This is a genomic window from bacterium (assembly GCA_035945995.1).
Classification (GTDB): domain Bacteria; phylum Sysuimicrobiota; class Sysuimicrobiia; order Sysuimicrobiales; family Segetimicrobiaceae; genus DASSJF01.
The window spans coordinates 1-15,496 of sequence record DASYZR010000098.1; the positions used below are offsets into that span (position 1 = coordinate 1).

Here is a 15,496-nt window from a genome sequence, read left to right on the forward strand (position 1 = left end):
TTGTCGGGGTTGCTCGGCATGGCGACGAGCGGCTCGATCGCGCCGAGGTCCACTTCCAGCGACTCGTCGTACGCGGCGTCCAGATCGGGCAGCACCTCGCGCCAGGCGTCTCCGCGGCCGATCGTCCGGAGGTAGTCCCGCGTCGCGGCGTCGGAGGGGAACATCGAGGTCGTCGCGCCGAGCTCCGCGCCCATGTTGCAGATCGTGATGCGCTGCTGGACGTTCAGCGTCGTGACCCCGGGGCCGCTGTACTCGAAGACCTTGCCGAACCCGCCGCTTGCGGTGAGCCGGCGCAGCATCTCGAGGATCACGTCTTTGGCGGTCGACCACGGCCTGAGGCGGCCGGTCAGCTGCACCCGCACCACGGCCGGCATGCCGAGATAGTATGGACCGCCGCCCATCGCCACGGCGACGTCCAGCCCGCCGGCGCCCATCGCGTAGACGCCCATCCCGCCGATGTGCGGCGTATGGCTGTCCGCGCCGAGCGCCGTGTCGCCGGGGGCCGCGAAATGCTCCTGCTGGATTTGGTGGCCGATCCCCGCGCCTGGTTTCGCCCACCAGATGCCGTACTTTCGCGCGGCCGAGGCGAGGTAGACGTGGTCCTCGGTGTTCTCCTCGCTCACCTGAAGCACGTTGTGGTCGCCGTAGCAGCACGCCACCTTGCAACGGACGCGGTGCAGCTGCATGGCTTCGAAGTGCATCATCGCGGCGGTGCCCGTGATGTCCTGGATGAGGATCTCGTCGATTTTGATGCCGATCTCCTCACCCGCCGTCATCCGGCCGTCCACGAGATGTTCCTTGAGGATCTTCCGCGTCACGTTCTCGCCCATCGCTCCGCTCCTCGCCCAACCCCCGCCTTCATTATATGAAGATACCCGCGCGCCGCGACTAGGACGGGGACTCGGTCTCGCGGGCCGCCGCGAGCGCGGCGCGGATGTTGGCATCCGGCGTGTCGATGGGCATGACGCAGCCCGTGGTGACGATGTGGCCGCGTCCGCCGGTTTGGGCGATCGCGTCGCGGACCTGCGCCGCCACGTCGTCGGGCGTGCCCTTGGCCAGCGTGTTCCAGGCGTCGAGGCCGCCCGCCAGGCACACCGTCGCCCGCCGCCGCGCTTCCGCGATCGTGGGCGCCGTCTCCCGCGCGTGCCAGTTCAAAATCTGAATCGGGTAATCGTCGAACAGATCGAACATCACGTTGACCCCGTGGAGGTGCAGGAAGACGAGCGAGCCGGCCGCCGCGTCCAGCATGCGCAGATCGTAGGGCCGTCCGAATTCTTCATACTCTTCACGGGTCAGCAGGTCGGTCGTCGCCATCTGCGTGGAGAAGAACACCCCATCGGCGCCCGCGGACAGGATCTCGCGGATGAACGCCGCCTGGACGTCCGTGATGATCTCCAGGCCTTCGTGGAGGGCGTCGGCGTCCTCGCGCAGGTACCGCACCGCAGCCTGTTCTCCCGCGAGCGTGCGCGCGATGCTGAGCGGGCTGAACACGGTTTCCAGCACGTGCACGTCGCGTCCGACCGCCTCGGCGACCAGCCGGATGACGTGGGTTTCGCGCCCGTAGACGCCGTGACTCGTGTCGAGGCGCCGGAGGCGCCCCCAGTCCGGCGGCTTCTTGATCGGACGGTCGCTGATCGACCGGACCCCTTCACGGTTCGGCTTGTAGCCCGCCCGCAACCCCCAGTCGTCGCCGTAATAGCCGCTGGCCGGGGTCACCTTCAAGAGATCCGGATCGTAGGCGCGGTAGAACGCGACGTGGGCGTCGACGAGCCGCTCGGCCTTCTGGTCGTGCTCGGGGAAGTGCCGCCACAGCGCGGCGGGCACCCGATCCGGCCGGGTCCCGGCCACCGCCGCCTCGATCCGCTCGCGATGCGTCATGCGTCTCCACTCCCCATCGCGGCCGGCCCGGGGCCGCGCAGCAGCGCGGACACCGCCGCGACGCGTGACCGGTCCGCGTAGAACTCGCCGAGCACCTCTACCGGGATGTTGCCTCCGCTCAGCACCAGCACGACCGTCTTGCCGCGCAGGCGCTCCCGGAGCCGCAGCGCCGCCGCGGTCGCCGCGGCGCCCGCCCCTTCCGCCGTCTGCCGGACGGCCTCGCCGAGCAGGAGGATCGCGCGCCGCAATTCCTCGTCCGTGACGAGGACGATCTCGTCGAGGAGCCGGCGCATGATCGTCACCGGCAGCGCGAACGGCACGCGGGTGGCGATGCCCTCGGCGAACGTCTCCATGCGGTCGAGGTGGACCATCCGGCCCTCGGTGAGGGTCCGATACACCGGCGGGGCGCCTTCCGCCTGCACCCCGATCACCCGCACCCGCGAGGACAGCGCCTTCGCCGTGATGCAGTGCCCGCACGCCCCGCTGCCGGCGCCGACCGGCGCGATAATGACGTCGACCTCGGGCAGGTCTTCCATGACCTCCAGGCTCAGCGTCCCGACCCCCGCGATCAAGAGCGGCTCGTTGGCGGAGTGGACGTACCGGTACCCCTCGGCGGCGGCCGTGCGCTCGACCCATTCCCGGGCCTCGTCGAAGTCGCGGCCGCGCAGCACCACTTCCGCGCCGAGCGCCCGCATCGCCGCGACTTTGAGCGGATTCGCGCCCTCCGGCGCGCCGATGATCGCGGGGACGCCGAAAAGGCTCGCGGCATAGGCGATCGATTGGCCGTGGTTGCCGGTGCTCGCCGTGATCACGCCGCGGCGGCGCTCCTCCGGCGCAAGCCGGCTGACGAGATTGATGCCGCCCCGGACCTTGAACGCCCCCGTCGGCAGCACGTTCTCGCACTTCACGTAGACGCGCGCGCCGAGGATCCGGTCGAGCGCGGGGGCGGGCACGAGCGGCGTGCGATACAGGTGCGGGGCGATGACCCGCCGCGCGGCGAAGACGTCCTCGATCGCGGGGACGGGACCGGTCCACAGACCCTCGAGCTGATCGGTCGCCATAGGGGAGGTGTTGGCGGTCCGGCCCGGCGGCCCCTTGCGGCCCGCCCCGACGGCGGGGCTCAGCCGCCCCGCGACACCGATGCGGGACTACCCGTCCCGCGACACCGATGCGGGACTACCCGCCGAACGGGAAGATCTGCGTCGCCACGAGCGCGAGGGTCAGGATGATCATCGCCACCGTGGTCACCCACGCGATGACGTTGAACGCCACCGAGTTGGTGTAGGCGCCCATCAGCCGCTTCTGGTTGACGAGCAGGAGCATGAACACGAGGATGAACGGCAGCAGGATGCCGTTCGCGACCTGTGACAGAAACAGGATCTGCAGCAACGGGGCGTTGGGGAGCAGGACGATGATGCACGCCCCGACGATGAGGGCGATGTAGATGCCGTAGAACACGGGTGCCTGGCGCATCGTGCGGTCGACGCCCGCTTCGAACCCGAGCGACTCGCACACGTAATGGGAGGTCGCCAGCGGCAGCACGGACGCGGAGAATAGCGACGCGTTGATGAGGCCGAGCGCGAACAGCGCCGCCGCGTACCGGCCGGCGAGCGGAACGAGCGCGAGCGCCGCGTCCTTGACGGTCTCGACGTGGATGTGGTGGGCGAAGATCGTCGCGCCGCAGGCAACAATGATGAACCAGGCGACGATGTCGGTCATCAACGAGCCGATGAAGACATCCGTCCGCGTGTACCCGTAGTCCTTGACCGTGATGCCCTTTTCGACGACGGTCGACTGCAGGTAGAACTGCATCCACGGCGCGATCGTCGTGCCGATCACGCCGACGAACATCAGCAGATAGGCGGCCTGGAAGCTGAACGTGGGCACCACCGACGCGCGCAACACGACGCCCCAGTCCGGCCGCGCCAGAATGCCGGACACGACGTAGGCCACGTAGAACGCGCTCGCGCCGAGGAAGATCCGCTCGACCGACCGATAGGTGCCCCGGACGACGAGCAGCCATACCGTCAGCGCGCCGATCGGGACGAAGACGTACTTCGAGACGCCGAAGATCTCCCCGCCGGCGGCGAGCCCCGAGAACTCGGCGAGGGTGTTGCCGAAGTCGGCGGCGAGCAGCACCAGCATGACCCACACCGTGGTTCTGACGCCGAACCGTTCGCGGATCAGGTCGGCGAGCCCCTTGCCCGTGACCACCCCCAGCCGGGACGCCATCTCCTGGATGACATAGAGCGCGATCGTCACCGGGATCATCGTCCAGAGCAGCGCGTACCCGAAGTTGGCGCCGGCCAGCGAGTACGTGGTGATGCCGCCGGCGTCGTTGTCGACGTTCTGTGTGATGATGCCCGGGCCCATGATCGCGAAAAACATCGCCAGCCGGCTCATCGCCGCCGCCCGGCCGGCGCGCCTCAGGATCGGAAGCGAGAAATTCATCCGGACGGCTGCGGCCCGCCTGCCCCGCCCACGCCGGGGTCGCCCCCCGGCGGGCGCGACCCCGGCGTGGCGGCGGACTCGCGGGATGCCTTGCGCCGCAGAAGGTCGACGCCGCCGCCGAGCTTCCGGGGCCCGTACGTCTCGACCAGAATGTCGATCAGGTCGTCGACGGTGACGATGCCCACGAGCCGCCCCGCAGGCTCGACGACCGGCACGGCCAGCAGGTCGTACTTGACGAGAGCCCCGGCGACGTCGTCGACGCTGGCGTCCGGCGGGACGTAGAATACCTCGGTGCGCATCAGTTGCGAGATCGGCGTCTCCGGCGGCGACACCAGGAGCGACCGGATCGAGAGGACGCCGGCGAGCCGCTCCTGGGCGTCGACCACGTAGAGATAGTAGATGGACTCGTCGTCGGGCTTGGTCTCGCGGAGCCGCGCCAGCACCTGCTCGACCGTCATCGTCTCCGCCAGGGCGATGAACTCCGTCGTCATCTTCCCGGCGGCCGTCTCCGGCGGATACTGGAGCAGGCGGCTGACTTCTTCCGCCTTGTCCTCTTCCATCAGCGAGATCAGCTCGTCGGCCCGCGCTTCCGGGAGCTCCCCGAGGACGTCCGCGGCCTCGTCCGGAGCCATCTCCTCGAGCACGTCGGCCGCCCGCTCCCTCGGCAGCTCCTGGATCACGGCGGTCTGCACCTCCGGCTCGGCCTCTTCGAGGACGTCGGCGGCGGTCTCGTCGGCGAGCGCGGTCATCATCTCGACCCGCTCGTCGCGGTCGAGCTCTTCCAGGAGGTCCGCGAGGTCGGCGGGGTGGATGTGCTTCAGTTTCTCCCGCGAGATGGTCAGCTTAAGGGGCGTCATGGTGCCGCCGAGCACCGCCACGAGGTTCCACGGGATCACGCCCTGCGGCAGCGGCCGGCCGAAGCGCTCGAACGCGCCGGCGACGAGCGGTTCGAGCCCGAGCCGCCGGAGCAGCGACCGCGTCCCGACGTCCGCGCCGACGACGCGGAGTTCCGAGCCGATCCGGCGCAGCTCGATGTCGTTGACGCGCACGACCTTCAGGTCGTCGGTGTCCACGACCTGGCTGTCGAAGATGTTGTCGCGCAGGAGGACTTCGTCCGGTTGCAGCGGCCGCGGCGAGAGATGCCGCCGCTCGACCCGCAGCCGGATGGCGGTGGTCAGAAACTCGGCGACCGCGTCCCACGGAATGATCGCGACGCGGCTGTGGTCGCCGCGCAAGAGAATCCCGGTGATCTTGGGAAATTTTTCGGTGCCGTGGTAGATCACGAGGTCGGCGACCCGGTCGAACGCGTCGCCCGAGGCGTCATACACCGGCTTGCCGATGATCTGGCTCAGGTAGAGCATGGCACGCTCGCGGCGGCGGCGTTGGGCGGTGCGGCGGCGTCCGTGGGAAGGACGCCTCGAGGTGGTTCGGTCGTGCCGGAGTTCGCTCCTGCACGTCGAAGGTACAGACGCTCATGCCGGCATTGTCTCCCACCGTCGTGACCGCCCTGCGTGCCGCGCATGCCGCGGCCGGCGTGCAGCGCCGCTTTTTCCGGCGCCTCGAGCGGGTCGATTACAAGGGCCGCAACGACCCCGTCACCGAGGCCGACCGTGCGGCCGAAGACACGATCGTCGGCATCCTTCAAGAGGCCTACCCATCGCACGCGATCCTCGGCGAGGAAGGCGGACGGCGCGGCCGGGGGGCGCACACGTGGCTCGTCGATCCGCTCGACGGCACGTCCAATTACGCGCGCGGCATACCGTGGTTTGCCACGAGCCTCGCCTTGCACGAGGAGCCGGCCGGCCTCACACTCGGCGTGATCATGAACCCGATGCTCGGCGAAGTGTACGCCGCGGAGCGCGGCCGGGGGGCGTTCTCCGCATTTTTGGCCGACCTGCCGACCGACCCCGCCGGGTGGGACGACCTCATCCCGTGGCGGCGGCTCCACGTGTCGGCGGTCGCGAGTCTGCGGGACGCCGCCTTCGCCACGGGCTTCCCGCACGACGTCACCGAGACGCGCGTCAACCTCGACCACTTCGTCGACGTTCGCCTGGAGGCCGCGATCGTCCGCTCACTCGGATCGGCGGCGCTGGCCCTCGCCGCGGTGGCCGCGGGCCATCTCGACGGCTACTGGGAGATCGGGCCGAAGGCCTGGGACTTCGCCGCCGGCATGCTCATGGTCGAGGAGGCCGGCGGGCGGATCAGCGATCTTCGGGGACGCCCGGTGCCCGCCACCGGAGACGCCGGACAGTTGGTGGCGACAAACGGCGCCCTCCACGACGCGACGATCGCCGTCCTCGCCCGCGGCGGCAGCGGACTCGATTGAGCGCCTTCGTTCATGACCCGCGCGTGGTGCTAGCACCTCTGATGTGACGTAAGAAAAGATTGGGGACAGTCCTCTCCCTCCCCGGCCCCGGACCGTGTAGGATGGAGCCGTTCACCCGGCCGGCCTTCGCCCATTTCCACGGCCGGGAGGATCGCCCGGGAGGCCGGCGATGTCTACCGCCTTCCGCGGGTGGGTAGATCGGTTCGAGGGACGGAGTCGGGTGGAGGGAGAGCGATGGCCGTCTATCAGTGCCCGGAGTGTGGTCACGAGACCGTGGTGTTTCCCAACGCGGGGAGGGAAATCGTCGCCCGCTACTGCCTCCGGCATAACAGCGGCATCGACGGCCATCTGCATCCCGTCGAGATGCGCCTCTGCCCGGCTGCCGATCCCGCCGAACGGCTGCTCCGGGAACCCGTCCCGGTCGCCTAAGCGCCCGGACGCGGCCCGCCGTCAGGCGTCCGCGATGTGCACGTCCCGCGCGAGCGCGCTGAGCGCGTGCGCGCCCGCGCCGTCCACGTAGACGATTTCCTCCAGGCGCACGCCGAACTCGCCGGGGAGATAGATTCCCGGCTCCACCGAAAAAACGAACCCTTCACCGATCGGCATCGCGTTTTCGTGCGTCACGCTCGGGAGCTCGTGGCCCGAGACCCCGAGGCCGTGCCCGACCCGGTGGACGAAGTACTGCCCGAAGCCCGCGCGCTCGATGACCCCGCGCGCGGCGAGATCGACCTGCTTGAGCGGCACCCCCGGCTTGATCACGGCGATCGCCGTCTGCACCGCTTCGTCCACGACGGCATGCACCTGCCGGTACCGCGCCGGCGGCGCGCCGAGGGACGCGACCCGGGTGATGTCGGAAGCATATCCGTTCAGGCGGCCGCCGACGTCGATCACGACGGAGTCCCCCGGCGCGAAGCGGCGGTCGGTCGGGTGGTGATGCGGGAACGCGCCGTTTGGACCCAACGCGATGCCCGTGAACAACACTTCCTCCGACCCGGATCGCCGAAACGAGACCGCGGCGACGTCGGCCAGTTCGCGTTCCGACACGCCGGCGCGGCAGGCGCCCCACACGTCCCGGACGGCCCGGTCGGCGTGCCGGCTCGACTGTTTGAGCGCCTCGATCTCGTCCGCGTCCTTGCGCATCCGCACCGGCGCCAGCACCTCGGAGCCGAGCGCGAGACGGGCATCCGGATACGCCGCCTGCAGCGTGAGGACGAAGTCGGCCCGCATGGTGTCGCCGACGCCCAGCCGGCGCGGCGCGCGTTCGCCGATCTCCGCGCCGGAGGCGGCGACGGCGCGGGCCGGGCCTTCCGCGTCCGTGTAGGTGAACGTCGGCGCGCGGACGTACTGCTCCGCCTGCGCCGCGTTCAGGCTCGGCACCACAAACGCGCTGCCTCCCGCGGCCACCAACAGGTAGCACGGCCGCTCGTCCGCGGTCGGCGAGTAACCCAGGAGGTAACGAAGATCGTCCCCCGGGGCGACCGCGAGGAGGTCCATTTGCTGCTCCTTCATGAGCCGCCTGACGCGTTCCGTCCGCCCGCCGTAGTCCATGCGCACCCACCCCCTTCGTCGCCCCGATCTCCCACGGCCGCGCACCGCAGTCCTGCCGGCCCGACGCGGGCGCCTTGACAGAGGGGACGGCGCTACGGTACATCGGTGGGCGTGACGTGCCGAGCCCCTTCCGCAGCCCCCCCGAGAGAAACCGCCGCCGCGCGTGTCCGGCGCGCGCGGGAGATCGCGGCGCGCCTCGCCGCGCGGTACCCGCGCGCGAAGATTCCGCTCCACCACCGCAACCGGCTCGAGCTGTTGATCGCCACCATTCTCTCCGCCCAGTCGACCGACGCGCAGGTGAACCGCGTGACCCCGGCGCTGTTCCGGCGCTACCGGACCGCCGCCGACTATGCCGGCGCGCGTCGGAGCGAACTCGAAGCGATGATCCACAGCACCGGCTTTTTTCACGCCAAGGCGCGGGCGATCCAGACGTGCGCGCGCGCGCTGCTCGAGCGGCGCGGCGGCGAGGTGCCGCGAACGATGGAGGAGCTCGTCGCGCTGCCGGGCGTCGGCCGCAAGACCGCCAACGTCGTCCTCGGCGCGTCCGGGGTCCCGGGCGTTGTGGTGGACACCCACGTGCGGCGGCTCTCCCGGCGGCTTGCGCTGACGGCCCACGATGACCCTGACAAGATCGAGCCGGACGTCGGCGCCTTGATCCCGCCCGAGGAGTGGAGCGCCTTTTCCCTGCGGCTCATCTTCTTCGGCCGCGAGATCTGCACGGCGATCCGGCCGAAGTGCCCGGCCTGTCCGCTGCGCGACCTGTGTCCGTCGGCCCGCTACCTCGGCGCGCCCCCCTGGATGGCCCGCCCCGTCCGCGGGGCGCGCCGCGCCCGCGGGCGGCGCCCCGCCGTGAATCATCACGAGAAGCGGTCGGGGCGAACGCCGGCCGCGATCGCGCGGAGGGCATCCCGATGAGCGGACTGCTCGCGGATCGGACGGCGCTGGTGATGGGCGTCGCCAACCGGTGGAGCATCGCCTGGGCGGTCGCGCGGGCGTTCGCCCGTGAAGGCGCCCGGCTCGTCTTCACGTTCCAGGGCGGGCGGCAGGAGGACGACGTCCGGGCGCTCGCCGGGACGTTGGACGGTGCGCGCGTCCTGCCGTGCGACGTGACCCAGGACGGGGCGCTCGCGGCGCTCGCGCAGACGCTCGCTGCGGACGGCGTCGGGCTCGACGCCGTGGTGCACGCCGTCGCGTTTGCCAACCGCGAGGACCTCGGGGGCGCGTTCGTGGACACGTCGCGGGCCGGATTCGGCACGGCCCTGGACGTCAGCGCGTATTCGTTCGTCGCCGTCGCGCACCATCTACTGCCGGTGCTGCGGCCCGGCGCCGGACTGATTACGCTCACCTACATCGGCTCGACGCGTGTGATGCCAAACTACAACGTCATGGGCGTCGCCAAGGCGGCGCTCGAGGCGAGCGTGCGCTACCTCGCGGCCGACCTCGGCCCGCGCGGCTTTCGCGTCAACGCCGTCTCCGCGGGTCCGATCAAGACCGCATCGGCGCGCGCCATCCAGGGGTTCAGCCGGATCCTCGACGTGATGAAGGAGCGCGCCCCGCTCCGCCGCAACACCGACCCCGACGAGGTCGCCGACGCCGCCGTGTTCCTGGCGAGTCCGCTCGCGCGCGGCATCACGGGCGAGGTGCTGTTCGTGGACTGCGGATACCACGCGACGGGGCTGTAAGCGGGTAGGACGCGCACATCCCGGCCAGCGGACAGGCATCGCATCGGGGCCGGCGCGCGGTGCAGACGGTGGCGCCGAGATCCATCAATGCCTGATTGAAGTCGTACGCCCGTCCTCGAGGCAGCAGCCGCTCCGCGAGATCCCAGAGCGCCCGGTCGCCAACGCGCCGGTGGTCCCCCACCCACACCCGGCGCAGGACGCGCCGCACGTTGGTGTCGAGAACCGCCGCATCCCGGCCGAAGGCGAAACTCAAGACCGCGCCCGCCGTGTAGGCCCCGATACCCGCAAGCGACAGCAGCCCGTCCCGCGTCCCGGGCAGCCGGCCGCCGTGCCGGCGCACGACGATGCGCGCGATCGTCTGCAGCCGCCGCGGCCGGATGTTGTAGCCGAGCGGATACCAGGCCTCCCGCACCTCGCCCGCCGGCGCCGCGGCCAGTGCCTCCAGCGATGGATAGCGGCGCAGCCATTCGCGGTACTTCGGAATTACCCGCGACACCTGGGTTTGCTGCAACATCACCTCGGAGACGAGGACCCGGTAGGGATCCCGCGTCCGCCGCCAGGGGAGATCGCGGCCGTGACGCCGGTACCATGCGAGCAGCCGCCGGCTGAATGCCCGGCGCGCGGATGCGCCGGCCTCGACCGCCTTCACGGCCGTGCCGTGACCCGGGCGAAATAGACCGACGAGCCGGCGGGACCCGTATGCGTCCAGATGACGTCGAGCGCGCCGGCGTCCGACAACACGCCGGGGAACGTATTCCCGCCGTCCGCGGTGAGGCGCAGGATCGGGCCCCAGCCGCCCTTGTAGCGGCGCGCGTAGATCTGTCCGTCGTCGGAGTCCCACGCGGTCCAGGTCGCGCCGGACGCGTCGGAGGCGACCGAAGGATGAAAGACCGACACGCGCCCGCCGGCGGCCGACACCGCGACCGGCTCGCTCCAGGCCCCGCCCGCGCGGCGCGCGTAGTCGATCACGGACGCCTGCGCTTCGTGCTGCTCCCACACGAGCGCGAGGCCGCCCCGGGCGTCGACGGCCACATCCGGATTGAACTCGTCGCTCGGGGTACGGGAGACGCCCTCGGGCGCTCCCCATCCGGCCCCGTACGCCGCGTAGCGAACCTGATAGACGCGGCCGTCATATTGGTACCATACGGCGTGCAGGCGGCCGGTGAAGTCCGAGGCGAGCGCGGGGTTGATGGAATCGGGCACGCCGGTCGACACGAGGACCGGAGGCGACCACGTGCGGCCGTCGTATTCGGTGGAGAGGATTTCGTAGATCGAGCCGTGGCGGGTCGGCGCGGGCGTCGGACCGGCGCGGATCCCGTACCAGACGACGCGGGGACGGCCCGCGCGGTCGAGCGCCACCGCCGGATACCCGGCGTAGAGGCCCTCGGGCGAGATACGGCGCTGCGGCGCGAGCCATCCGCCGGCTGGACCGCCCCGCGCAGACGGGGCCCATTCCCGATAGTAGACTTTACCGACCCCGTCGTCGTAGCGCGTCCAGACGACGTGCACCCGTCCCGCCGCGTCGGCCGCGAGCGCGGCCAGGCGCGAGGCGACCGGCCCGTCGCTCGCCTGACCGAGGGGGACCCAGTGCCCGCCGCCGTCCCGGGAAGCGGCCAGCAGCACCTGGGTACCACCCGCGTCCCCGGCGTAGGCGGCCACCAGCCCGTCGCGCGTGCGCAGCAACTTGACCTCGTTGTTCGAGGCGGTGGCGTCGCTCGTCGCGCCCCGCGCGACCAGCACCGGGGCGCGAATCACGGCCGGCGCGACGGCGGCGGAACTCGACGGCCCTACGGCCGGACCGGTCATCGCCACGGCGACGGCGGCGGAGACGGCTGCGCCCGCCCAACGATACCACGTGGCGGGGGAATGGGCCGGCGCGCGCACGGCACACAGGATTGGCGCAGGAGACGCCGCTTCCCTTCGGCCCGCGAGGTGATCGGGCGCGCAGCGGTCAAATACATATGGTGACGAAGTTCGGGAGATCTCACCGCGCCGGACGTGCCCCACAGCGCGCGGACGGGAGCGTGAGATGACGGCGAGTACACAGGGACGGAGCGTCGTGCTGGCGCGGCGCGGGATGGTCGCCACCGATCATCCGTTGGCGACGGTGGCCGGCCTGCACGTCCTCGAGCACGACGGCAACGCCGTCGAGGCCGCGGTTGCCGTCGCCGGAGTCCTTGGAGTCGTGTTGCCGATGATGACCGGCCTCGGCGGCGACACGTTTGCGACGTACTACGAAGCGGCCTCCGGGACCGTCACGACGCTGCTCGGCAGCGGCGCGGCGCCGAAGGCCGCGACGCCCGAATGGTTCGCGGCCCGTGGCCATGCCACGATGCCGCTGCGGGGGATGCTGTCGCCGTCCGTGCCGGGCGCCGTCGATGCGACGGCCGCCGCCCTCGAGCGCTGGGGCGGCGGCCAATCGACGCTCGGCCGGCTGCTCAAACCGGCGATCCACTACGCGGAATCGGGATTCCCAGTCAGCGAGCGGCTGGCGTCGTGGTTCGCGGAGTCGCAGGACGTCCTGGAGCGCTACCCGTCGACGGCCCGGGTATTTCTGCCCCACGGGCGGCCGCCGGCGGTCGGCGAGGTGCTCGTGCAGCAGGACCTTGCGCGCTCGCTCCATCTCATTGCCGACGAAGGGCCGCGCGCGCTGTACGAAGGGCCGCTCGCGGAGCGGATCGCCGGGTATGTGCGCGAGCACGGCGGGCTCATGAGCCGTGAGGACTTGGCCGGGCATCGCTCCGAGTTCGCGGAACCGGTGCGCACCGCCTACCGCGACCTCGTGGTGCACACGACCCCGCCGCCGTCCCAGGGGTTCGTGCTGCTGGAAATCCTCAACATCCTGCGCGACGACGATTTCGCGGCGGTGCCCTGGGGATCGGCGGACGCGGTGCACGTCATGGTGGAGGCCAAGAAGCTCGCGTTTGCGGACCGCCTGGCCTACGCCGGCGACCCGCGGTTCGTCGCGACTCCCCTCGGCCGTCTCCTCGATCCCGCGTACGGGCAGACGCGCCGCCGCGCGATCGACCCGGCGCGGGCGGCCGAGGCGGCGCCGTCCGGGGGGCTGCCGGAGGCCGCCGGGGACACGACCGCATTCGCCGTGGCCGACCGCCACGGCAACGTCGTGTCCTGGATCACCAGCATCTCCTCGTCGTTCGGCTGCGGGGAGGTCGTCGACGGCACGGGCATCCTGCTGAACAATCGCGCCGGCCGCGGCTTCAGCCTGGTGCCCGGCCATCCCAATCGGCTCGCGCCCGGCAAGCGGACGATGCACACGCTGATGCCGTTGATCGCCACCCGGGGCGGCCGTCCGGTTCTCGCGTGGGCGACCCGGGGCGGCGACGCGCAGGCGCCGTGGGATCTCCAGGTGTTGATGAACGTCATCGCGTACGGCATGAATGTGCAGGAAGCGGTCGAACGGCCGCGGTGGTTCAGTTTCCCGGCCACGGACCCGCACACCGTCGCCTCCCCCTACGAACTGCGGATGGAGGCGGGGTTTCCCGAGGAGACCTACGACGGGCTGCGGCGGCGCGGCCATCGCGTGATCACCCCGCGGCCGGGCATCGGCGGCGTCCAGGCGATCCAGGTGGACGCGGAGCGCGGCGTCTACGCCGGCGGATCGGACCCGCGCGCGGACGGCTGCGCGATCGGGCGCTAGGCGCGCGCCGGAGACGTACCCTCGCGGAGGCGACGATGACCGGAGTCAGGCACGAACGCACGTTGATCCTCATCAAGCCGGACGGCGTTCAGCGGGCGCTCATCGGGGAGATCCTCGGGCGGCTGGAACGCGCCGGCCTCAAGATCGTCGCGCTGCGGATGCTCCACGCCGACCGCGCGACGCTCGAGCGTCATTATCCGTCGGGCGATGAGTGGGTCCGGACAATCGGGGGCAAGACCAAGGAGGCCTTCGAGACGTACGGGTGGGACGTCCGCGCGCGAATGGGGACGGACGACCCGCTCGAGATCGGGCGGCGCGTGCGGGGCTGGCTGATCGAGTTCATGCAGACGGCGCCGATCATCGCGGCGGTGTTCGAAGGCGTCCACGCGGTCAGCGTGACGCGTAAACTCGTCGGCGCGACGCTGCCCGTGTTCGCTGCACCCGGCACGATCCGCGGAGACTTCGCGGTCGACGCGCCCACCGTGGCCAACGAGGAGCAGCGGCCGGTCCGCAACCTCATCCACGCCTCGGGCACCGTCGAGGAAGCGGCGCACGAGATCGGCCTGTGGTTTGTACCCGACGACGTCCACGCGTACTCGCGCGCCGACGAGACCGCGATGTTCGGGCCGCCGGAGGGCTCGGCGGGGACCTTCTAGAGAGCCGGCTCCGCCGGGCGCCCTACTTCATCCCGGCCGCCGCGAGGGCCGTCGCCAGCGCCAGGCGCGTCGACGCCGCGAGGAGCGCGGGGGACACGCGGTCCACGGTGTCGCGTGGCGTATCGTAGTACGGGTCGTCGGGCCGGAACAGGAACACGACGGGAACCCCGGCCCGCTCGAAGTTCACGTGGTCGCTGCCGCCCTCGGCGCTCCGAACCTCGGCGCGGATGCCGAGCTCCCCGGCGAGGCGCGAGGCCGTCCGCACGAGCACGTCGTCGCCCCGGCCGGCGAGGATGAGCCGGTCGCCGACACCCTCCATGTCGAGATTGACCATCCCGATGATCGGGCGCTTGTCGAGGTGCGCGACGTACTCGGCCGATCCGTACAGCCCGTCTTCCTCGGCCCCGAAGAAGACGAAGCGGACGGCGACTCCGAGCGGCACGTTCTTCACCACCTCGGCGATCTCGAGCACCGACGCGACACCCGAGGTGTTGTCGTTGGCTCCCGGGGCGCCGGCCACGGTATCGCGGTGCGCGCCGACGACGAGGATCTTGCCGGCGGCCGGGCCCGCCGCCCCATGGGCGGCGGGCTTCGTGCCGACGATGTTCCAGGTCGTGCGCCGCTCACTGACGGTCTGCACGTCGAGGTGGACGACGGCACGGGCCGCCCGCACGCGGTCGAGAAGCGTCTGACCTTCCTGGCCCGAGAGCGACACCACCGGAATCCGGACCGCCTGGCCGAGGGTTCCGGCAAACTCGTTTGGCCGCGAATTGTATACGATGAGGGCCGCGGCGCCGGCGTCGGCTGCGTTCTCGGCCTTCTGCCGGAAGGTCAACTCGCCGCGCCGCACGAGCACGATCTTCCCCCGCAGGCCGGCGCCCGCCGCCGTCTGGCCTCCGAAGTCGCCGGGACGGCCGAGACCGGCGTCCACAACCTCAGCGGTCAGCCCCTGCTCCCCGGTCGACGGTGAGTACTCCATCACCGTCGGATGCAGCGCCGGTCCGTCGGGAACCGTGAGCGCGACGTGCCGCACCGCAAAGTACGGGAACGTGAAGGGCTGCCAGTCGACCCCGTAACCGTCCCGCGTGAGCTGCGCGGCAATGTACTCGCCGGACGCGCGGTCCTCCGGCGTGCCGGCCGGGTGCGGTCCGATTTTCTGCGACAGCGCGAGCACGTGCCGGTAGGCACGCTCGCCGGAGACGCGGGCCAGCAACGGCGGCGCGCCGGTCGCCGGCGCGGCGGCGCGCACCCCGCCGGGCGGCCCGCCGGTCACCAGCGTCGCGGCCAGCACCATGAC

At 71.2% G+C, this 15,496-nt stretch carries 15 protein-coding genes; 6 read left to right on the top strand and 9 right to left on the bottom strand.

The genetic code is table 11. From position 1 onward, the window contains the following. The 5 genes from VGZ23_10745 to VGZ23_10765 all read right to left on the bottom strand — a co-directional run. A partial coding sequence (locus VGZ23_10745) for an aconitase family protein (GenBank protein HEV2358071.1) occupies positions 1-830 on the bottom strand: 830 nt, incomplete at its 3' end. A 58-nt stretch (positions 831-888) separates the two neighbouring features. Beyond that, entirely contained in the window at positions 889-1,878 is a 990-nt protein-coding gene (locus VGZ23_10750) for a uroporphyrinogen decarboxylase family protein (protein ID HEV2358072.1), read from the bottom strand. Further along, positions 1,875-2,939, bottom strand: coding sequence for a threonine/serine dehydratase (locus VGZ23_10755; protein HEV2358073.1), 1,065 nt, complete (start codon positions 2,937-2,939; stop codon positions 1,875-1,877). Before VGZ23_10755 ends, VGZ23_10750 begins: the two co-directional genes overlap by 4 nt. A gap of 115 nt (positions 2,940-3,054) precedes the next feature. Further along, the gene (locus VGZ23_10760; GenBank protein ID HEV2358074.1) at positions 3,055-4,329 is read right to left on the bottom strand and encodes an Nramp family divalent metal transporter; all 1,275 of its coding nucleotides are present in this window, start codon (positions 4,327-4,329) and stop codon (positions 3,055-3,057) included. After that, positions 4,326-5,690, bottom strand: coding sequence for a CBS domain-containing protein (locus VGZ23_10765; protein ID HEV2358075.1), 1,365 nt, complete (start codon positions 5,688-5,690; stop codon positions 4,326-4,328). The genes VGZ23_10760 and VGZ23_10765 overlap by 4 nt, the downstream gene beginning before the upstream one ends. Before the next feature lie 113 nt (positions 5,691-5,803). Between VGZ23_10765 and VGZ23_10770 the strand changes: the two genes are divergently transcribed. Continuing rightward, complete coding sequence (locus VGZ23_10770; protein ID HEV2358076.1) at positions 5,804-6,655, top strand: inositol monophosphatase family protein; 852 nt, start codon at positions 5,804-5,806, stop codon at positions 6,653-6,655. 234 nt (positions 6,656-6,889) lie between these two features. Continuing rightward, positions 6,890-7,084 (top strand): hypothetical protein, encoded by a 195-nt coding sequence (locus tag VGZ23_10775; protein ID HEV2358077.1) that lies wholly within the window; start codon positions 6,890-6,892, stop codon positions 7,082-7,084. A 21-nt stretch (positions 7,085-7,105) separates the two neighbouring features. On the opposite strand, the gene VGZ23_10780 is transcribed toward VGZ23_10775, so the two are convergent. Beyond that, positions 7,106-8,203 carry a Xaa-Pro peptidase family protein gene (locus VGZ23_10780; GenBank protein ID HEV2358078.1) on the bottom strand — a complete coding sequence of 366 codons (1,098 nt, stop codon included), beginning with the start codon at positions 8,201-8,203 and terminating at the stop codon, positions 7,106-7,108. 111 nt (positions 8,204-8,314) lie between these two features. On the opposite strand from VGZ23_10780, the gene nth reads away from it, so the two are divergent. Both nth and VGZ23_10790 read left to right on the top strand, forming a co-directional pair. After that, on the top strand, positions 8,315-9,118 hold the full coding sequence (gene nth, locus VGZ23_10785; GenBank protein ID HEV2358079.1) for an endonuclease III: 804 nt from the start codon (positions 8,315-8,317) through the stop codon (positions 9,116-9,118). After that, positions 9,115-9,885: an enoyl-ACP reductase gene (locus VGZ23_10790; protein HEV2358080.1), complete on the top strand. Its 771-nt coding sequence runs from the start codon at positions 9,115-9,117 to the stop codon at positions 9,883-9,885. The genes nth and VGZ23_10790 overlap by 4 nt, the downstream gene beginning before the upstream one ends. Here VGZ23_10790 and VGZ23_10795 read toward each other — a convergent pair. Together VGZ23_10795 and VGZ23_10800 are read right to left on the bottom strand one after the other, a co-directional pair. Further along, entirely contained in the window at positions 9,833-10,534 is a 702-nt protein-coding gene (locus VGZ23_10795) for an A/G-specific adenine glycosylase (GenBank protein HEV2358081.1), read from the bottom strand. The two genes, VGZ23_10790 and VGZ23_10795, sit on opposite strands and share 53 nt — an antisense overlap. Next, positions 10,531-11,769, bottom strand: coding sequence for a hypothetical protein (locus VGZ23_10800; GenBank protein HEV2358082.1), 1,239 nt, complete (start codon positions 11,767-11,769; stop codon positions 10,531-10,533). Before VGZ23_10800 ends, VGZ23_10795 begins: the two co-directional genes overlap by 4 nt. A 145-nt stretch (positions 11,770-11,914) precedes the next feature. Here VGZ23_10800 and ggt point away from each other — a divergent pair, with 145 nt between their 5' ends. Further along, positions 11,915-13,543, top strand: coding sequence for a gamma-glutamyltransferase (gene ggt, locus VGZ23_10805; protein HEV2358083.1), 1,629 nt, complete (start codon positions 11,915-11,917; stop codon positions 13,541-13,543). Between the two features lie 35 nt (positions 13,544-13,578). Further along, positions 13,579-14,199, top strand: coding sequence for a nucleoside-diphosphate kinase (locus VGZ23_10810; GenBank protein HEV2358084.1), 621 nt, complete (start codon positions 13,579-13,581; stop codon positions 14,197-14,199). A 22-nt stretch (positions 14,200-14,221) separates the two neighbouring features. Here the strand turns inward: VGZ23_10810 and VGZ23_10815 are convergent. Continuing rightward, the coding region (locus tag VGZ23_10815) for a M28 family metallopeptidase (GenBank protein ID HEV2358085.1) at positions 14,222-15,496 on the bottom strand (1,275 nt) is incomplete at its 5' end.